Origin of the sequence: Flavobacterium sp. I-STPP5a, from assembly GCF_009764685.1 — a bacterium.
GTDB lineage: Bacteria > Bacteroidota > Bacteroidia > Flavobacteriales > Flavobacteriaceae > Flavobacterium.
On sequence record NZ_VHLM01000072.1, the window covers coordinates 52,323 to 71,424 of the forward strand.

At 33.8% G+C, this 19,102-nt stretch carries 17 protein-coding genes; 13 read left to right on the top strand and 4 right to left on the bottom strand.

Annotated features, from left to right (window positions below; genetic code table 11):
* Nucleotides 1-117 precede the first annotated feature (117 nt).
* The 9 genes from hisS (at nucleotide 118) to FJV36_RS13500 (ending at nucleotide 9,392) form a co-directional block, all read left to right on the top strand.
* Complete coding sequence (gene hisS, locus FJV36_RS13460; RefSeq protein WP_158728700.1) at nucleotides 118-1,494, top strand: histidine--tRNA ligase; 1,377 nt, start codon at nucleotides 118-120, stop codon at nucleotides 1,492-1,494.
* A gap of 359 nt (nucleotides 1,495-1,853) precedes the next feature.
* Nucleotides 1,854-2,432, top strand: a complete 579-nt coding sequence (locus tag FJV36_RS13465) for a nucleotide exchange factor GrpE (protein WP_158728701.1) — start codon at nucleotides 1,854-1,856, stop codon at nucleotides 2,430-2,432.
* Nucleotides 2,433-2,536: 104 nt separating this feature from the next.
* Entirely contained in the window at nucleotides 2,537-3,652 is a 1,116-nt protein-coding gene (gene dnaJ, locus FJV36_RS13470) for a molecular chaperone DnaJ (protein WP_158728702.1), read from the top strand.
* 222 nt (nucleotides 3,653-3,874) lie between these two features.
* Nucleotides 3,875-4,798, top strand: coding sequence for an ABC transporter ATP-binding protein (locus FJV36_RS13475; RefSeq protein ID WP_158728703.1), 924 nt, complete (start codon nucleotides 3,875-3,877; stop codon nucleotides 4,796-4,798).
* Nucleotides 4,799-4,884: 86 nt separating this feature from the next.
* Nucleotides 4,885-6,192 carry an ABC transporter permease gene (locus FJV36_RS13480; RefSeq protein ID WP_158728704.1) on the top strand — a complete coding sequence of 436 codons (1,308 nt, stop codon included), beginning with the start codon at nucleotides 4,885-4,887 and terminating at the stop codon, nucleotides 6,190-6,192.
* A gap of 195 nt (nucleotides 6,193-6,387) precedes the next feature.
* Nucleotides 6,388-7,551, top strand: coding sequence for a sigma-54 dependent transcriptional regulator (locus tag FJV36_RS13485; protein ID WP_158728705.1), 1,164 nt, complete (start codon nucleotides 6,388-6,390; stop codon nucleotides 7,549-7,551).
* Between the two features lie 86 nt (nucleotides 7,552-7,637).
* Nucleotides 7,638-8,324, top strand: a complete 687-nt coding sequence (locus FJV36_RS13490; RefSeq protein ID WP_158728706.1) for a DEAD/DEAH box helicase — start codon at nucleotides 7,638-7,640, stop codon at nucleotides 8,322-8,324.
* An 11-nt stretch (nucleotides 8,325-8,335) separates the two neighbouring features.
* On the top strand, nucleotides 8,336-8,554 hold the full coding sequence (locus FJV36_RS13495) for a putative signal transducing protein (RefSeq protein ID WP_086453769.1): 219 nt from the start codon (nucleotides 8,336-8,338) through the stop codon (nucleotides 8,552-8,554).
* A gap of 40 nt (nucleotides 8,555-8,594) precedes the next feature.
* Nucleotides 8,595-9,392 (top strand): Cof-type HAD-IIB family hydrolase, encoded by a 798-nt coding sequence (locus tag FJV36_RS13500; protein ID WP_158728707.1) that lies wholly within the window; start codon nucleotides 8,595-8,597, stop codon nucleotides 9,390-9,392.
* A 60-nt stretch (nucleotides 9,393-9,452) separates the two neighbouring features.
* On the opposite strand, the gene FJV36_RS13505 is transcribed toward FJV36_RS13500, so the two are convergent.
* Complete coding sequence (locus FJV36_RS13505) at nucleotides 9,453-9,941, bottom strand: hypothetical protein (RefSeq protein ID WP_233264554.1); 489 nt, start codon at nucleotides 9,939-9,941, stop codon at nucleotides 9,453-9,455.
* A gap of 1,659 nt (nucleotides 9,942-11,600) precedes the next feature.
* On the bottom strand, nucleotides 11,601-12,011 hold the full coding sequence (locus FJV36_RS13510; protein WP_158728709.1) for a hypothetical protein: 411 nt from the start codon (nucleotides 12,009-12,011) through the stop codon (nucleotides 11,601-11,603).
* A gap of 604 nt (nucleotides 12,012-12,615) precedes the next feature.
* Here FJV36_RS13510 and mtaB point away from each other — a divergent pair.
* Complete coding sequence (gene mtaB / locus FJV36_RS13515) at nucleotides 12,616-13,944, top strand: tRNA (N(6)-L-threonylcarbamoyladenosine(37)-C(2))-methylthiotransferase MtaB (RefSeq protein WP_158728710.1); 1,329 nt, start codon at nucleotides 12,616-12,618, stop codon at nucleotides 13,942-13,944.
* Nucleotides 13,945-14,893: 949 nt separating this feature from the next.
* Nucleotides 14,894-15,769: a L,D-transpeptidase gene (locus FJV36_RS13520; protein ID WP_158728711.1), complete on the top strand. Its 876-nt coding sequence runs from the start codon at nucleotides 14,894-14,896 to the stop codon at nucleotides 15,767-15,769.
* Nucleotides 15,770-15,862: 93 nt separating this feature from the next.
* Here the strand turns inward: FJV36_RS13520 and FJV36_RS13525 are convergent, their stop codons facing one another.
* The gene (locus tag FJV36_RS13525; RefSeq protein WP_158728712.1) at nucleotides 15,863-16,579 is read right to left on the bottom strand and encodes a 3-ketoacyl-ACP reductase; all 717 of its coding nucleotides are present in this window, start codon (nucleotides 16,577-16,579) and stop codon (nucleotides 15,863-15,865) included.
* 137 nt (nucleotides 16,580-16,716) lie between these two features.
* On the bottom strand, nucleotides 16,717-17,556 hold the full coding sequence (locus FJV36_RS13530) for a hypothetical protein (RefSeq protein ID WP_158728713.1): 840 nt from the start codon (nucleotides 17,554-17,556) through the stop codon (nucleotides 16,717-16,719).
* A 168-nt stretch (nucleotides 17,557-17,724) separates the two neighbouring features.
* Between FJV36_RS13530 and FJV36_RS13535 the strand changes: the two genes are divergently transcribed.
* A complete protein-coding gene (locus FJV36_RS13535; RefSeq protein ID WP_158728714.1) occupies nucleotides 17,725-18,603 on the top strand; it encodes a PPK2 family polyphosphate kinase in 879 nt (292 codons plus the stop codon).
* Between the two features lie 137 nt (nucleotides 18,604-18,740).
* A partial coding sequence (locus FJV36_RS13540; protein WP_199251042.1) for a transposase occupies nucleotides 18,741-19,102 on the top strand: 362 nt, incomplete at its 3' end.

The window sequence follows — 19,102 nt, forward strand, 5'->3', positions numbered from 1 at the left end:
CAAGTAGTAATAAAATGTAGTTTTTTGTAAACAGAATAATTTTAAAAATAAGATATTTGCAACCAGAAAAAGATTGCCTAACAAGGCATAATTATAAGGACAGCAAAAAAAAGATTCATGGCATCAAAACCTAGCATACCAAAAGGAACCCGAGATTTTTCGCCAGCAGATGTGGCCAAAAGAAATTATATCATTCAAATCATTAAAAGCAATTTCGAAAAATTTGGCTTTCAACCCATAGAAACGCCATCGTTTGAAAACTCTGAAACCTTAATGGGTAAATACGGAGAAGAAGGAGATCGTTTGATTTTTAAAATATTAAACTCTGGAGACTATCTTGCTAAAGCCAACGAAAGTCATCTGGAAAGTAAAGACAGTACAAAATTAACGTCAAGCATATCAGAGAAAGCCTTGCGTTATGATTTGACGGTACCTTTTGCACGCTATGTGGTGCAACATCAAAACGATATTGAATTTCCGTTTAAGCGATATCAAATCCAACCCGTTTGGAGAGCTGATCGACCTCAAAAAGGACGTTTTAGAGAGTTTTATCAATGTGACGCCGATGTAGTTGGGTCAAAATCTTTGTGGCAAGAAGTAGAGTTGGTTCAATTGTATGACACCGTTTTTACAGCATTAGGTTTACAAGGCGTTACCATCAAAATCAATAATAGAAAAATTTTATCTGGAATTGCAGCCGTAATAGGAGCCTCTGACAAGCTTATAGATTTCACAGTAGCTCTTGACAAACTAGACAAAATAGGCGAGGACGGAGTCAAGAAAGAAATGATAGAAAAAGGAATTCCAGAGGAAGCCCTGTCAAAAGTTCAGCCTCTATTTAATTTCACGGGTGCTATCACTGAGAAAATCGAGAAACTTTCGGTTTTATTACAAGACTCAGAAGAAGGTATGAAAGGTGTGGAAGAGTTGCGTTTTATTTGTGAAACGGTTTTGCAACTAGGGCTGTCAACAGCTGTTTTAGATCTAGATGTTACATTAGCAAGAGGTTTAAATTATTACACAGGCGCTATTTTTGAAGTAGCACCACCAAAAACTGTTGCCATGGGATCCATCGGTGGCGGAGGACGTTATGATGATTTAACGGGGATTTTTGGTTTAAAAAACATGAGTGGAGTAGGAATATCTTTTGGTCTTGATCGAATTTATTTGGTGGTAGAAGAGCTAAAGTTGTTTCCAGAAACAGTATCAGCAACGTCTAAAGCTTTGTTTATTAATTACGGAAATGACGAGGCATTTTATGCCATGCAAGCCATCAAGGAGCTTAGGGAAGCGGGTATAAAAGTAGAGTTGTATCCAGATGCTGTAAAAGTGGCAAAGCAGTTTCAGCATGCTGACAAGCGCGGAATACCATTTGCAATTATTGCAGGAGAACAAGAATTAGAATCTAAAACATTTGCTCTTAAAAATTTACTTTCAGGAGAGCAACAGGTTCTCGATTTAGAAGGATTAAAAAATTATCTCTTACAGAATTAAAAAAAAAAGCTTCGTTGAAAAACGAAGCTTTTTTTATATAACGTAAATGTGAATTAATAATTTGTCATTCTATTTCATGCGAAATGAATAAAACCATTCACAAATATAACCTAAATATAATATGATAATCTTAAAAAAAACCTAAAATTTTTTTAAATAGTAATTAAGATTAGGATTTTAAATAGCGATTATTCATTTCTCAAAAAAATACTATTGTGTTTTAAGAAGCCACTGTGTTCTTTTGGCAAGACAATTTAGATGCTTGCAACACTTTTTTAACAGTTTACAGAATATAAGTGTGACAATTTGACATTTTAAGAGAATTGGCAGTACTTTTGCAATTCAAAAAAAAGATTAAAATGAATTTTAAGAATATTTTTAAAAATAAGAGTACTATGACCACTGAAAATACAGAAATCGATCAAGAATTACAGGACGCAACATTAGAAAATAATGCAAATGAAGAGCAGGTTGTTGTTGAGGAATTAAGCGTGGAAGAACAATTATCACAAGATTTAGCAAAAGAAAAAGATAAATACCTAAGGTTATTTGCAGAGTTTGAAAACTACAAAAGAAGAACAACTAAGGAACGTATTGAATTGTTTAAAACAGCAAATCAAGAAGTGTTACTTGCTATGTTACCTGTTTTAGATGATTTTGATAGAGCGATTATTGAAATTAATAAATCAGAGGATGAATTGCTTACTAAAGGTGTTGAACTTATTCATGAAAAACTAAAAAATACGCTTGTAGGTAAAGGATTAGAGCAAGTTGAGGTTAAAGCTGGTGACGCATTTGATGCTGATTTCGCCGAAGCTATTACGCAAATACCAGCCCCATCAGACAGTATGAAAGGTAAAATTGTGGATGTACTTGAAAAAGGATACAAACTTGGAGACAAGATTATCCGTTTTCCAAAAGTGGTAATCGGTCAATAATACAACTGCGATGCTGGTTGAAAGTGTCATTTTAAGTATAAATGTGGAGTAGTAGCTTTTTTTAAGATACTACTAAAAACATTCGCACTAAATAAAAAATACAAATGAAAAAAGATTTTTACGAAATATTAGGCATTACTAAAAGTGCAACTGCTGCAGAAATAAAAAAAGCATACAGACAAAGTGCCTTGCAACATCACCCGGATAAAAATCCTGGCGATAAAGCTGCTGAAGAGAAATTTAAGTTAGCTGCAGAAGCTTATGAAGTATTGAGTGATCCGCAAAAAAAGGCAAAATACGATCAGTATGGTCATCAAGCATTTGATGGTTCAGGCGGTTTTGGCGGAGGTGGTCATGGCGGTATGAACATGGATGATATTTTCAGTCAGTTTGGAGATATTTTTGGAGGTGGTTTTGGTGGTTTTGGCGGCGGCGGTGGCGGCGGAGTTCGTCGTGCTAAAGGAAGCAACCTGCGCATAAAAGTGAAACTTACTCTTGAAGAAATTGCAAACGGTGTTGAAAAGAAAGTTAAAGTAAAAAGAAAAGTTCAAGCCCCAGGAGTTTCTTATAGAACTTGCTCTACTTGTAATGGTCAAGGTCAGGTCATGAGAGTTACCAATACTATTTTGGGTAGAATGCAATCTGCTACAACGTGTTCTTCATGTAATGGTTCGGGTCAAATATTAGATAAAAAACCATCTGAAGCAGATTCACAAGGAATGATTCTTGAAGACGAAACCGTTTCGATAAAAATACCAGCCGGTGTAGTTGATGGCATGCAGTTAAAAGTTTCTAATAAAGGAAACGATGCGCCAGGAAACAGTATTCCAGGTGACTTGATTGTTGCTATTGAGGAACTAGAACATGATTTCTTGAAACGTGAAGGTGAAAACTTGCACTATGATTTATACATCAGTTTTGCTGAGGCTGTTCTTGGGATTTCAAAAGATATTGAAGCCATAAACGGAAAAGTTAGAATCAAATTAGAGGAAGGAATTCAATCTGGTAAAATATTAAGATTAAAAGGAAAAGGGATACCAAGTATCAATGGTTACGGGAATGGTGATTTATTGGTTCATGTGAACGTATGGACTCCTAAAACATTGAACAAAGAACAAAAACAGTTTTTTGAGAAGAATTTAACCGACGATAATTTTATTCCAAATCCTGAGAAATCAGATAAGTCATTTTTTGAAAAAGTAAAAGACATGTTCTCTTAATTCAAAAATGTTAATTTTGAATTTAGACTTTCATATAAAACCCATCCTTATGCACAAGGATGGGTTTTTTGTGAAATACAATTTGTTATTTTGGTGTCAGCAAAAAGCATTTTACGCAAGGCTAAAAAATTAAGTTTTTGCCAAAATAAAATACTACTTATATCAAACTATTATAAGTATTTCGATACTAATTATTTACTTTTACAGCATTAAAATATAAGTATGAGTACTATTCTTGAAATCAATCAAGTTGTAAAACAATACGGCGATTATAAGGCACTTAATGCAGTATCGCTCAATATACCTAAAGGTAGTATTTACGGACTCTTGGGGCCAAATGGAGCTGGTAAAACTTCATTAATTCGAATTATCAATCAAATTACAATGCCTGATAGTGGCACTGTAATTTTTGATGGAGAGAAATTGCAACCCAAGCATGTACAACACATAGGATATTTACCAGAGGAAAGAGGTTTGTACAACACTATGAAAGTAGGAGAGCAATGCCTATATCTAGCACAAATGAAAGGTCTTTCAAAGGCTGAAGCCAAAAAACAACTGGAATATTGGTTTGATAGGCTAGGTATTCAAGGCTGGTGGAACAAAAAGATTCAAGAACTGTCTAAAGGGATGGCTCAAAAAATCCAATTTGTTGTTTGTGTGTTGCATAAACCCAAATTACTCATTTTTGACGAACCTTTTTCAGGTTTTGACCCTGTGAATGCCATCATTATTAAAGACGAAATTCTAGCTCTGAGAGATCAAGGTGCTACAATAATTTTCTCTACCCACCGTATGGAAAGTGTGGAGGAAATGTGTGATCATATTGCATTGATTCACAAATCAAATAAATTAATTGAAGGGAAGCTAAATGATGTCAAGAGGCAATTTAAAACCAATACTTTTGAAGTAGGAATACTTTCGGATAAGCCCGAAGCTTTAATGCAAGTGCTATCTCAAAACTTTAGCACAAATCCTGCCCAATTTAAATCGTTAAATAATGAGTTTAAATTAGACATTCAATTAGGGAATGCATCACCAAATGAGTTGCTGAACAGCTTAACTCCTTTTGGTCAAATCACACATTTTGTAGAAAAAATCCCGAGTGTGAATGATATTTTCATTCAAACCGTTAGCGGTTCTTAGCATAACATTAGTATAAAAAAAATAAACTAAATAACCATTTTTTGATTCCTCTTTTTTGGGAATTTTGGACAAATCAAAACTAAAAAATGTCAATAATTACATTAATCATCAAGCGAGAGTTCATTACCAAGGTACGTAACAAGTCCTTTATTGTAATGACTTTTTTAAGTCCGTTGCTATTTGTGGCCATTGCAGTTTTTGTAGCGTACTTAAGCAGTATGAAACCAGATACAAAGCGCATTGCTATACATGATAAATCGGGATTGTTTGTACAAGAATTTTTAAAGAAAAACAGTAAAAAAGCCACGTATGACTACCAAGATTTAACAGCTCTTGATTTAAATTTTTTAAAAGATAGTATTAGTGCTGAGGCATACGAAGGAATTATTTATATCCCAAAAGTACAGGATACAAAACTGTTAGAAAATAAAATTCAATACATATCAAATGATAGTCCAGGCATTGCATTTATTGAAAACATGCAAGATATCGTAGCTAATAAGTTGACAAAGGCAAATTTAGAACAAGCTAAACTCGATACACTTGCCATCAAAAAAGCACAGGCAAAAGTTGTTATTAACATTACAAAAGCATCGGGAGAAGAGAGTCTTAAAGGCTTAAACGAAATTAAAATTGGAATAGGAGGAGCATTTGGTTACCTTATCATGATGTTTATTATCATTTATGGCAACATGGTCATGCGTAGCGTAATAGAGGAAAAAACAAGCCGAATTGTAGAAATTATTATCTCCTCTGTCAAACCATTTCAATTAATGATGGGGAAAATTATAGGGACAGCTCTGGCAGGATTGCTGCAGTTTTTTATTTGGGCGTGTTTAGGGTTTATATTGCTTTTCTCAGTGTCACTATTTTTTGGAGTTAATATAGGACCTGTTTCTGGTGCTCAAGATGTACTTTCGGCACAGCCAGAAATGAGTAGTTCTGCCGCACTTTATATTAAGGAATTATGGAACTTACCTATTGCAGGTATACTAGCGGGTTTTGTAGTATATTTTATAGGAGGCTATTTGTTATACAGTTCTTTTTATGCCGCAATAGGAGCCGCAGTAGACAATCAAACCGATTCGCAACAGTTTTTAATGCCCATCATCATGCCGCTTATACTCAGCGTATATGTTGGTTTCTTTACCGTTATCAATGATCCACACGGTACAGTGGCAGTAGTTTTTTCAATGATTCCGCTTACTTCACCCATAGTTATGCTCATGAGAATTCCCTTTGGCGTACCTTTGTGGCAAATAGCCATATCAGTAACGTTACTTTTTGCTTCTTTTTTATCCGTAGTTTGGTTTGCTGGAAAAATTTACCGAATCGGGATTTTAATGTATGGTAAAAAACCAACATGGAAAGAATTGTATCGATGGATGAAGTAGTAAAATAACTTATAAAATGCTGTTCAAGAGTATTTTTTAGGAGCTGTTTCCCGCTTTTCATTTCAATCTTTCCTGCTCTGCTAGCGCGCCGCAGTAAAGGATTTCCATTGCAATCGGGGCTAGAGAATCCCGTAAGAAAGTTGAATTTTGCAATAAAAATAATTTGGTGTTCATAAGCCAATCAAAAATAGAAATATGTCAAAAATACTTATCATTGAGGATGAGGCAGCCATAAGAAGAGTGCTCTCAAAAATCCTATCAGAAGAAAATGATAGCTACCAAGTAGAGGAGGCAGAAGACGGTGCAGTGGGTTTGGAAAAAATTAAAACCACTGATTATGACCTGGTTCTATGCGATATAAAAATGCCAAAAATGGATGGGGTTGAAGTGCTAGAAGCAGTCAAAAAAATCAAACCAGAAATCCCAATGGTTATGATATCCGGGCATGGTGACATGGAAACAGCTATCAATACCATGCGTTTAGGAGCTTTTGATTACATTTCTAAACCACCTGATTTAAACCGATTATTGAATACGGTTCGAAATGCTTTGGACAAAAAACAACTCGTAGTTGAGAATAAAATCCTAAAGAAAAAAGTCAGCAAGAATTACGAAATGATTGGTGAGAGTGATCCCATTAATCATATTAAAATCATGATTGATAAAGTAGCTCAAACCGAGGCAAGAGTATTGATTACAGGTCCTAACGGAACCGGAAAAGAATTAGTAGCGCATCAATTGCATGAAAAAAGCGAGCGTTCAAACTTTCCTTTAATCGAAGTAAATTGTGCTGCAATCCCTTCTGAATTGATAGAGAGTGAATTATTTGGTCATGTAAAAGGAGCTTTTACATCAGCAGTAAAAGATCGTGCAGGAAAATTTGAGGCTGCAGATAAAGGAACTATTTTCTTAGATGAAATTGGTGATATGAGTCTTTCGGCGCAAGCCAAAGTTTTAAGAGCGCTACAAGAAAGTATGATTACCCGTGTGGGAGCAGATAAAGACATAAAAGTTGATGTAAGAGTTGTTGCTGCTACAAATAAGGATTTAAAAGTTGAAATTGCCGAAGGACGTTTTAGAGAGGATTTATACCACAGACTGGCTGTAATCCTTATAAAAGTACCAGCTCTTAATGACAGGCGTGATGATATTCCATTGTTGATCAAGCATTTTGCTGATAAAATAGCATCAGAGCAAGGAAATACGGTAAAGAAATTTTCGGCTACTGCAATTAAACTTTTACAAGAATACGATTGGACGGGGAATATTAGGGAATTACGCAATGTTGTGGAGCGCTTGATTATCCTTGGCGGAAGCGAGATTTCGGAGAATGATGTGAAGTTATTTGCATCAAAATAATTAAATAATTTAGAGGTTGAATCATTTAAAAATTAGTGAGCTAATCATTTAATTTTTAAATTTTTGAATCTTTCAATCTAAAAAGAATGAAATTAAAAAAAATAAACGAGACGCTGCAGCAAAACTTAATAGACAATGGGTTCTTAGAGGCGAATGATATTCAGAAAGAGACCTTTGGGACTTTAAAAAGTGGTGCCGATGCGATTATTTTAGCACCAGCAGGTAGCGGAAAATCGACAACAATTGTGATCAATGTGATTCAACGCTTGGTTGGCACTGTCGAAGAGTCGCCACGTGCTTTAATCATAGTATCGGATAAAGAGAAAGTGGTCGAGATGGTAGCGCAATTTGAAAAATTGGCAAAATACACGGACCTAGAAATATATGGTGTGCATGACAAAGGCGATATGGATTATGACAAAAATTACATTTCAACCGGTATTGATGTCTTGATTGGAACGCCAAATAAATTGAGTGAAATGTTTTCATCGGCGGGCTACAACGTGAACCGATTGAAAATGTTTATTCTAGACGATGCTGATCCTATTTTGAAATTGCGTCATGAAACTAAAATCATGCGAATCTCGAATAGTATTGACAAAACCCAACGCATTATTTTCACCGAGCAGTTCACAGAACGAATTGAAATCATGACCGAGAGAATGTTGATTGAGCCTTTTGAATTTGATTTTTATGAAGACGAAGACGAAGATGAGGATGAAGAGGACGAAGATGAAGAAAACGAGGAAGAAAATAATCACGATAATAAATAAATAGGAATAGCATGGGATTAATGAAAGTGTTTTCAGGAAGTGAAATTTTGGCGCAAGCCTTACAAGAAAGATTAGAAACAGCTGGTGTAGAAACCTTAAAAAAAGACAACATTCAATCTTCACGTTTGGGAGGTTTTGGCGGAAGTGATTTAGCAGTTGAACTTTTTATTCAAGAAACTGATTTTGCTAAAGCCAATCCAGTTATTGAAGATTTTAGAATGAATATCTAAGCTAGTCTGTTACTGATTTTTTAGCTGTAAAATAAAAATTATGAAATACAAAATGCTAGTCCTAGACATGGACGATACCTTGTTGACGGATAATCATACCATTTCTCCAGAGAACAGAAAAATGATTGCTAGGGCTCAAGATTTAGGTGTTGAGGTAGTTTTAGCATCAGGTAGACCTACGCCTGCCATGACGCAATTTGCTCATGAGTTGAAAAATAATTTCATGATTTCTTTTAATGGAGCAGTAGTATCTGATTTGAATACTAGTGAAATAATTTTTGAAAAATCTTTGACCAAAGAGCAAATACATGCACTCCATGAATACAGTTTAAAAAGTAATACCCACATTATTACTTATATTAACGATGTTATTATTAGCGAGACGCACTCAGAGTTTATTGAGGTAGAACGCAGTATCACAGGGCTTGAACATCATTTAGTACCTGATTTTAAAGCTGCTGTTACTACTAATGCTGTAAAATGTATCTTGCTTGAAGAACCTTCTTACTTAAAAGAAGTAGAAAAAGATTTAAAAAACGCTATGCCAGATTTAAGTGTTTCCATGTCAAAACCTTTTTTCTTAGAAGTAGCACCAAACGGAATTGATAAAGCAGCAAGTATTGCTTTTTTGGCTAAAAAATTAGCAATTGATCAAAGCGAAATCATTGCTGTAGGGAATGCTGGGAACGATTTATCCATGATTCAATATGCCGGACTTGGCGTGTGGGTAGATAATGTTACACCAGAGTTACGCATGTACGGGGATGAAATTGTGGCATCAAATAACAATCATGGTGTTGCTGAAGTTATCGAACGTTTTATTTTAAACGTAAACTAAAAAGCGATACATTTTTTTAAATGTATCGCTCTGAATATAGTTCTATAGTTTTGTATATGATTATAGTTTAGATACTGATATAAAATATTTATTGCCATCTCCCATAGTGAGTTTGACACGCTCGTCACAAATATCGATAGCATGAGTTTTATTTACATAACAATTGCATGAAGTATTCTTGTCTTTTGCCATAGGCGTCTCACATTTCACATTTTTGAAAGTTACGAGTTGTGGGTTGTATAATGACACTAGATCTGTTGATGCTGTTACAAGTGAAATAATACTTGCGCTGTTGTCATTTGCAATGCGATATACAATTCTATCCGTGTAATTAACTCCATCAATAACCACTTTGCGAATGTAGGTGTACGCAATAGAACCGGTTTCCACTTCTTTTATTTCAAATTTAAAACCTAATGTTCTAATTTCTAAATCAAATTTTTGTTGGGAGTTGTAATTTGCCCAATTGCTCAGTGTGGTAACCGATGGGAACGTATTGATTTTTGGAATAGGACTTTGACTATAACAACTTAAGACTGTTAATAGCATAAAGTAGATTGTGAGGAAAAATGTTTTCATTGTAGTTGTAAAATGTTGCCTACTCTAGTTGGTTTTCGGCTTACCCAATTATTAATTACTTATTTTTTTAACACTTTAGTACAGGTCAAATTATGCTCGAAAGATAGTATTTAAAACTTCAATCTCAAAGTTTGATTTCGTTATTGTACTATTTTATAATATTTCTTAATTAAACAATTACTATAACGGGTTTTAGCACGTGTTTAGTATTTCATTTTTAGATAGAATTGCTTTTTATTTTAGATTCAAAATTGGAGCTAATTTAATTACAAATGCACTTCTTTCAAAATCATAATAATCAATTAATAATTGCAACATATGTATTTCGAAGTCCTAATTATTGTATGCTCTTGCTCTTTATTTTTTAAAAATTTTGCACGCTTTTTTTGTTTTTTTCGAAGTAGGAGGAAGTACATTTTGGCGCAAGCTAGTACACCATATTTTAAACCATTAAGAAATTAAGGGATTTAAGATTTGTTCTTAAGCTTGATTTTTTAATGGTTTTTATTTTATTTAAAAATTGCTTGCTTTTTGTCATTCCGACGAAGGAGGAATCTTAGAAAACCTGGCACTAAACAGGTATTTGCTTTATTTTGTATGTCCTAAAAATCATAGGATTGAATATTTTTTGCACGCAGATTTCGCAGATTTCCGCTGAAAAATCAATTTAAATCTGTAGAATCTGGGTGTTATTTTTTAAACCATTAAGAAATTAAGGGATTTAAGATTTGTTCTTATGCTTGATTTTTTAATGGTCTCTATTTTTTTTAAACATTGCTTGCTTTTTGTCATTCCGACGGAGGAGGAATCTTAGAAAATCTGGCACTAAACAGGTATTTACTTTATTTTGTATGTCCCAAAAATCATAGGATTGAATATTTTTTGCACGCAGATTTCGCAGATTTCCGCTGAAAAATCAAGTTAAATCTGTTGAATCTGCATGCTATTTTTTTCTTTTCGCTCTTAACTTAAAGACATTGATTGGGCGCAAGTAGGCTAAAGCTATTGCAGCATTTTTTTTAAACCATTAAGAAATTAAGGGATTTAAGATTTGTTCTTATGCTTGATTTTTTAATGGTCTCTATTTTTTTTAAACATTGCTTGCTTTTTGTCATTCCGACGGAGGAGGAATCTTAGAAAATCTGGCACTAAACAGGTATTTGCTTTATTTTGTATGTCCTAAAAATCATAGGATTGAATATTTTTTGCACGCAGATTTCGCAGATTTCCGCTGAAAAATCTATTTAAATCTGTTGAATCTGCGTGCTATTTTTTTCTTTTCGCTCTTAAATTGATGACATTGAACAGGCTTTAGCAGCAATAGCTATTACATCATTTTTTTAACCATTAAGAAATTAAGAGATTTAAGATGTGTTCTTAATCTTAATTTTTTAATGGTTTTTATTTTTTTTTAAATTTTGTATGTTTTTTTGTCATTCCGACGAAGGAGGAATATTAAAAAAAAATGACTATAAACTGGTATTTGCTTTATTTTGTATATCCTAAAAATTATAGGATTTAAAATTGTTTTAATCACCCGCGTTGCAAACGCTATGATTTTTTTCTTTAAGATAAGTAGGTACTCGTTGTTAACGAGAGCCAGAGGGGAGCTCGCCAAAGCAGGGGAATTTATTTAATTATTGGTATCCATATATGAAAGAATTGAATAAAACAAATAGCACAAAAAGCTATAATGGATTCTGTTTTCCTAAAGTCATCTTCTTCAATTTCGATTTGTTTTTTTAAATCAAAAATTTTAATATATTTTACAAATAAATCATTAAAAAAATATTTTATACTGTAAAAATATATATTTCCATAACTAATTAGTGTTAATACTAGTATTTTAGTTTTTGTTGCAAAAGGATGAATATTATTTTTATTTGGATATAGATATTTGATTAATAATAATACAATAAAAAAGTACAGACTGAAAATTAAAAAAAGTTTAAAACTAAAATAATCCTTTAATATAAATTTCCTTAAAATCAGATAATTTACTAAACCAAAAATTATCGTTAAAATTAGATTGTTATTCATTACACTTTTATTTTAAAATATGTAAGATTTTTTTACCGAAATTTCTAAAGACACTTGTGCGTAACCAACAATACCCAAGCATCTTCTTTTTGTAAATCAATTACTAAACTTCCGGTTAATTGATTACAGTAAATTGTATTTAAATAATCCACTACCTACTTACTTAATTAACGAAAATAAACGTTTGCAACGTGGATTACTTAGACAGCTTACCATAAAGGTTCAACTCCGCCAGTACGAGCTTCAAGCTTGTACCCACCGCAAACCCTCTCCAACTCAAACCAATTGAAAATGATTAGTATATAGCACAGTTAGTTTGTATTTATCAAATATAGAAATAATAAATTTATTACAAAAGTAATCATGTGTTTCTAGCTGAGATTGTTTTGTTATGTAGCGAGTAGGTTTGCGTGAGGGATAGCAGCGGCATCCTTTATTTTTTTTCTTTAAAAAAATAAAGATAAAGCGCATAGCCCGACCCGCAGTTTACGGAGGGGCACGCCCTGTTTAATAAAAATTCAATTCGGTGCAGTTTTCTCGTATTTGTTCGTAAATTTGCGCACGCTATTTTTTTGACAACGATTTCATTAAATAGCGCTTACTTATGGAAAAACGCAAAAAAGTAGCCTTTTATACTTTAGGCTGTAAACTCAATTTCTCAGAAACATCAACTATTGCGCGCAATCTTCAAGACGAGGGTTTTGATCGCGTTGATTTTGAAGAAGTGGCTGATATGTATGTGATTAATACGTGTTCAGTTACTGAAAATGCCGATAAACAATTCAAACAAGTGGTGCGTAAGGCTATGAAGCTCAACGATAAAGCTTTTGTGGCTGCGGTGGGTTGTTATGCGCAACTGAAACCGGAGGAATTGGCGGCGGTGGATGGCGTAGATTTGGTTCTTGGTGCTACCGAAAAATTCAAACTAGCCGATTACATCAATGATTTGTCTAAAAATGATATGGGTGAGGTGCATTCGTGCGAGATTGCCGAAGCTGATTTTTACGTAGGCAGTTATTCTATAGGCGATAGAACGCGCGCGTTCTTGAAAGTTCAGGATGGTTGCGATTATAAATGTACCTATTGCACGATTCCGCTGGCGAGAGGAATTTCTAGAAGTGACGAGTTAGAAAATGTATTGAAAAATGCAGCTGAAATTTCGAAACAAGGCATTAAAGAAATTGTGCTTACTGGCGTAAATATTGGTGATTACGGTAAAGGGGAATTTGGAAATAAAAAACACGAACATACTTTTCTGGAATTGGTTCAGGCTTTGGATGAAGTGGAGGGTATTGAGCGTTTGCGAATTTCGTCTATTGAACCGAATTTATTGAAAAATGAAACGATTGAATTTGTCTCGAAAAGCAGGACTTTTGTACCGCATTTTCACATTCCGTTGCAATCTGGGAGCAATGATATTTTGAAGTTGATGAAACGCCGTTACTTACGTGAAATATATACAGAGCGTGTGAGTAAAATTCGCGAGGTGATGCCACATGCTTGTATAGGTGTGGATGTCATTGTAGGTTTTCCGGGTGAAACGGATGAGCATTTTCTGGAAACGTATCATTTTTTGAATGATTTGGATATTTCGTACTTGCACGTTTTTACGTATTCGGAGCGTGATAATACCGAAGCTGCTGCTATGAGTGGCGTAGTTCCGGCAAATGTACGTGCGAAACGGAGTAAAATGTTGCGTGGATTATCAGTGAAAAAACGTCGTGCTTTTTATGAAAGTCAATTGGGAACGCAACGCAAAGTGTTGTTTGAAAGCGAAAACAAGGAAGGCTATATTCACGGATTTACTGAAAATTACGTAAAAGTAAAAACGCCTTGGAATCCTGAATTGGTGAATACCCTACACGATATCAACTTGACTCGAATTGATGAGGATGGTAGTGTGCGCATGGATTTTGTATCTGTGTTAGTGTAGATTTTAAACATAAAAGTCATTTAAGTACAACTTTTTTAAACCATTAAGTGAGTTAAGTTAATTAAGTTTTAGGCTTGATTTTCTTCATTTTCTTCATGGTTTTTTTGTTTTAGGTTTAAACATTTAAGTCAATTAAGTAAATAATATTAAACCATTAAGGGATTAAGTTCATTAAGTTTTAGGCTTAATTTTCTTCATTTTCTTAATGGTTTTATGTTTTAAACATATAAGTCATTTAAGTATAGTATTTTAAACCATTAAGTAAGTTAAGGTCATTAAGTTTTAGGCTTAACTTTCTTCATTTTCTTAATGGTTTTTTTGTTTTAGGTTTTAAACATATAAGTCATTTAAGTAAATCATTTTTAAACCATTAAGGGGTTAAGTTCATTAAGTTTTAGGCTTAATTTTCTTCATTTTCTTAATGGTTTTTATGTTTTGGTTTTAACATATAAGTTATTTAAGTAAAGTATTTTTAAACCATTAAGGAATTAAGTTCATTAAGATTTACGCTTAATTTTCTTAATGGTTTTTTTGTTTTAGGTTTTAAACATATAAGTCAATTAAGTAAAATATTTTTAAACCATTAAGGAATTAAGTTCATTAAGATTTACGCTTAATTTTCTTAATGGTTTTTTTGTTTTAGGTTTTAAACATATAAGTCATTTAAGTAAAATATTTTTAAACCATTAAGTACGTTAAGTTCATTAAGTTTTAGGCTTAATTTTCTTCATTTTCTTAATGGTTTTTTTGTTTTAGGTTTTAAACATATAAGTCATTTAAGTAAAATATTTTTAAACCAATAAGTACGTTAAGTTTATTAAGTTTTAGGCTTAATTTTCTTCATTTTCTTAATGGTTTTTGAAGTTTAATTCTGTAACAACTAGTACAAATTGTGTAAGAGACTTGATAGCTGATTGAGGTACTTTTAAATTAATTAAAATTTAGCCTTATGAAGCCAATAGTTTGTATCCTTAGCGTCCTAGTTTGTACTGTTTTGCTTTCTTGTAAAGAGAGCGCAACTAGTTCCAAAGACAAAAATCTAACAGAAAAAATTCCAACTAAAATAGAACGAAAAAAACCAGGCACGATTGCTTATCATTTTGAAAACAGCAAAGAATGGCTAAAGAAATCTAATAATGACAGCGCTCAGTTGCAACTTGCGTATGCCATCAATAGGACTGATGCTGAGAATTTCAAAAAATTAGATTCGGTACTTGTCCCAAATGATTTTACGGGAGATATTGCTTATTATTTGCCTTTTCCTTTGAAGGTTTCGGCTTTAAAGGAAGTTGAAAAGATTATCTATTTTTCGTATCCCACACAAACTTTTGCTGCCTATGAAAACGGCGAATTGATTTACACCGGTCCAACGAATATGGGAAGGGAAAAAGATAAAACTCCAACAGGATTGTTTTTTACCAACTGGAAAGCTGAGGAAACAACCAGTACTTTTAACGATGAGTGGGATTTAAAATGGAATTTTAATATCGAAAACAAATTGGGTGTTGGTTTTCATCAATATGCTTTGCCGGGTTATCCTGTTTCGCACTCTTGTTTGAGACTTCAAGAGGCGGATGCTAAAAAACTCTACGGTTGGGCAGACGAATGGATACTTCAAGATGACCAAAATGTAAAAGTAAAAGGAACTCCAGTCATTGTTTTTGGAGCCTATCCGTTTGGAAAAACCAAACCTTGGTATGTTTTGGTTGATGATGCTAAAGGTTTACAAATCAGTGAAAGTGATATCGAAAGAGAAACAAAAGCACATATGAATACTATTTTAAAAGAACAGAAAAATAGAGCTACGCAACAAAATAAGGAATAGTCACAGCTTGTAATAAATTTAAAACCATTGAGAACGTAATAATAATTTGCTTCTCAATGGTTTTTTAGTTTTTATACTTTAATCTTTTAATTATTATGGGTTAGTAGACCAAAGACTACTGTTTTTTACAAACACGCGACGGTTTAATTTGAGTTGAGCAATAACTAGCTCTGCCATATCTTCGGCTTGCATCACTTTATCCGGATTTCCGTCGGTAAGTTTGAGTTCTTTGGCCATATCAGTAGCCACGGTACTTGGCGTAAGTGCGGTAACACGAATGTTGTGTTTGCGCATTTCTTGCATCAAAGAATCGGTTAGCCCTAACAAGGCAAATTTAGAAGCGCTGTACGCACTCGTCATGGCATTTCCGGCTAATCCAGCGGTTGATGAGATGTTGATAATATCTCCAGTTTGTCTTTCAATCATGTTTGGGATAACGGCTCTGGTCACGTAATACGGTCCCATTAAATTCACCTGAATAATGCGTTCCCAATCGGTTGGCTCTAATTCTAAGAATTTTCCAAACGATGCGATACCTGCGTTATTGATTAAAATATCAATAGCGCCAAATTCGCCTAGCGCTTTTTCTACAGCAGCGTTTACAGAATTGATATCAGCAACATCAGCAGTAATAGCTAGTGCTTTTACACGTAATGAGCGAACTTTTGCAGCTACACTGTCTATTTCTTCTTGAGTGCGCGCTACTAAAATTACGTTTACGCCTTCTTTGGCTAAAGCCAATGCAATTGCTTTTCCTATTCCTTTTCCAGCTCCGGTAACCAGTGCCGTTTTATTTTTTAAATCAGTCATTTGGTGTTTTTTTTAATATCAGTTTTTGAAAACTTGTTTTACAAAATTACCACGTTTCCAGCGGCTAAATGCATTTGATTTTTATTTTAATCTAATTTTAACGTACGTGGAGCATAGTAAAGTTAAGACAGTAGCAACTAACTTTTTTTATTTAATGTCAATTGGTAAATTGTCGTTTCAAGAACTTCAGTGTCATTGTCTTCGCAAAGTAAAAATTGTATTTTTTCGGGAGTATCTGCATAGAGAGTCAATCCTTCGAATTTATGGGTATCGCTAATTTTTTGTGTGAAATTGATTTTCATGGTTTTCAAGTCGATGCTCCCAATTAAGCTTCCTAAAACTTCTCCATCGTCATACGTTGATTGTGTATCTTCGGCTGTGGCCAAAAAATAAAGCGTATCTTCTACAAGAGTCGCATCGGTAAAACTGCTGCGTACTCCTTTTATTTTAGGTAATTTGTAAGCATTGGAAAGAATTTGAAAATCGTTTGTTAGGTTTTTGCCGGCTATGGTAAAAAGTACATTTTTATTCGAAATTCCGTTTCCGCGGTTTAATAAATACCAATTTTGACCATTATACGTGGCGCCTTCAATATTGAAATCTTCGGCATTGATCCCGCCAAAGTTTTGCATGACAGCATACAAATCGGTTAGATCGTGAGTTGCAATTATTTTTTTGTCGGTATCGATTAGCTGAATCATTTTGTTTCTATTGGCGGTTGATCCAGATCCAAAAACATAAAGACTATCGCCAAAGTATGCGATAGCTTCAAAATCGGCTTTGTCTTTTTTAGGGGTGTTCTCAATAGGATTTTCGAGCAATGGATGGCGTTTTAAGTCTTTAGAATCCAATTGATATTCATAAAGGAATCCGCTGTTATCACCTATTATTAGGAGGGAATTATTTTTATAGATTAGTCCTGAAGCTGAACCAATTCCGATGATGTGACAGAGAATTTCGAGTTTGAATTTTTCCATGATTTGTGTTTTTAATGCAAGTCCCTAGCCCTGATGGCAGCGGTATCTCCCGATTTAGAAAAACAAGGCTTTTTTGCCGTAGTTTTTATTTATCGGGAATAAAGCGTACAGCAGGAAAAAGCTCCTTGTAATTTGTTATATTTGAGAAGTAAAGATAAATTATTTCCTATGAAGTCTATAAATCCGGATGATTTTAAAGTTGTTGATAAAATTAAGTTGTCAAAATTGCCAACAAATTTAGAAATTAGTGCCAGCGATGAAAAAAAAGAAGACAAATTAAAGAATGTTACTGAAAAATTAAGTGCCTTGCAAGATGTCATGTACGCGCACAATAGGTATGGTGTTTTGATTTGTTTGCAAGGAATGGACACTTCTGGAAAAGACAGTTTGATTCGGGAAGTTTTCAAGGAATTTAACTCGAGAGGGGTGGTGGTTCATAGTTTTAAAACGCCCAATTCTACCGAGTTAGAGCATGATTATTTGTGGAGGCATTACTTAGTTTTACCTGAAAAAGGTAAGTTTGCTGTGTTTAATAGATCACATTATGAAAATGTATTGGTGACGAGAGTGCATCCCGAGTATATTTTGAACGAAAATCTACCAGGAATTGAAGACGTGGCAGACATTACGTCGGAGTTTTGGGAAAATAGAATGGAGCAGATCAATAATTTTGAGAGGCATATTACGCAAAATGGAACCATAATGCTAAAGTTCTTTTTGCATTTGAGTAAAGAGGAGCAAAGGCAGCGCTTGTTACGCCGTTTAGAAGAGACGGAGCACAACTGGAAATTTTCGGTAGGAGATTTAAAAGAGCGTGATCAATGGGATAATTATATGCATTTTTATGAAGAAGCCATAAACAAGACAAGTTCTGAGCATGCGCCATGGTATGTTGTTCCAGCCGATGATAAAGAAATGGCACGTTATATTGTGGCTAAGATTATTTGGGAAGAAATGCAAAAACACACTGATATTAAGGAGCCAGAGATGGATGATAAGGTCAAGGCTAATATGGAATTGTATAAAGAAATGTTAGAAAAGGAATAGACAAAAAAAATGCGCTGAATTTCAGAGGGCACTGAAAAAGTCTTTTTTCGAATAAATTGATAAATAAAAGGAGTAGAAAGCTTAGTTTTTCTACTCCTTTTTTTGGTATATTTAGTTGTAATTATAAGAGCTTTTAGATGTTAGTACAACAGCAATCAATACAGTTCAGTGAACATTCTTCTTTATATGATTTAATTATTCCAAAGAATAACATTCTGAGAAAAATCAATGATTTAATAGATTTTTCCTTCATTTATGATGAATTATTAAATAAGTACTGCACCAATAATGGACGTATGGCAGAAAGTCCCGTTCGTATGTTCAAGTATTTGCTTCTTAAAACAATTTACACCGTTTCCGATGTTGATGTAGTGGAACGTTCTCGTTACGATATGTCCTTTAAATATTTTTTGGATATGAATCCAGAAGACGATGTTATCAATTCTAGTTCGTTGACAAAATTTAGAAAACTACGTTTAAAAGACACCGATTTATTAAA

Excerpts from the sequence above, each read along its gene's own strand:
- FJV36_RS13525 (WP_158728712.1), bottom strand. The coding sequence starts at position 16,579 with ATGACTGATTTAAAAAATAAAACGGCACTGGTTACCGGAGCTGGAAAA.
- FJV36_RS13465 (WP_158728701.1), top strand. The coding sequence starts at position 1,854 with ATGAATTTTAAGAATATTTTTAAAAATAAGAGTACTATGACCACTGAA.
- mtaB (WP_158728710.1), top strand. The coding sequence starts at position 12,616 with ATGGAAAAACGCAAAAAAGTAGCCTTTTATACTTTAGGCTGTAAACTC.
- FJV36_RS13480 (WP_158728704.1), top strand. The coding sequence starts at position 4,885 with ATGTCAATAATTACATTAATCATCAAGCGAGAGTTCATTACCAAGGTA.
- FJV36_RS13490 (WP_158728706.1), top strand. The coding sequence starts at position 7,638 with ATGAAATTAAAAAAAATAAACGAGACGCTGCAGCAAAACTTAATAGAC.
- FJV36_RS13520 (WP_158728711.1), top strand. The coding sequence starts at position 14,894 with ATGAAGCCAATAGTTTGTATCCTTAGCGTCCTAGTTTGTACTGTTTTG.
- FJV36_RS13495 (WP_086453769.1), top strand. The coding sequence starts at position 8,336 with ATGGGATTAATGAAAGTGTTTTCAGGAAGTGAAATTTTGGCGCAAGCC.
- FJV36_RS13485 (WP_158728705.1), top strand. The coding sequence starts at position 6,388 with ATGTCAAAAATACTTATCATTGAGGATGAGGCAGCCATAAGAAGAGTG.
- dnaJ (WP_158728702.1), top strand. The coding sequence starts at position 2,537 with ATGAAAAAAGATTTTTACGAAATATTAGGCATTACTAAAAGTGCAACT.
- FJV36_RS13505 (WP_233264554.1), bottom strand. The coding sequence starts at position 9,941 with ATGCTATTAACAGTCTTAAGTTGTTATAGTCAAAGTCCTATTCCAAAA.
- FJV36_RS13475 (WP_158728703.1), top strand. The coding sequence starts at position 3,875 with ATGAGTACTATTCTTGAAATCAATCAAGTTGTAAAACAATACGGCGAT.
- FJV36_RS13535 (WP_158728714.1), top strand. The coding sequence starts at position 17,725 with ATGAAGTCTATAAATCCGGATGATTTTAAAGTTGTTGATAAAATTAAG.
- FJV36_RS13530 (WP_158728713.1), bottom strand. The coding sequence starts at position 17,556 with ATGGAAAAATTCAAACTCGAAATTCTCTGTCACATCATCGGAATTGGT.
- FJV36_RS13510 (WP_158728709.1), bottom strand. The coding sequence starts at position 12,011 with ATGAATAACAATCTAATTTTAACGATAATTTTTGGTTTAGTAAATTAT.
- FJV36_RS13500 (WP_158728707.1), top strand. The coding sequence starts at position 8,595 with ATGAAATACAAAATGCTAGTCCTAGACATGGACGATACCTTGTTGACG.
- hisS (WP_158728700.1), top strand. The coding sequence starts at position 118 with ATGGCATCAAAACCTAGCATACCAAAAGGAACCCGAGATTTTTCGCCA.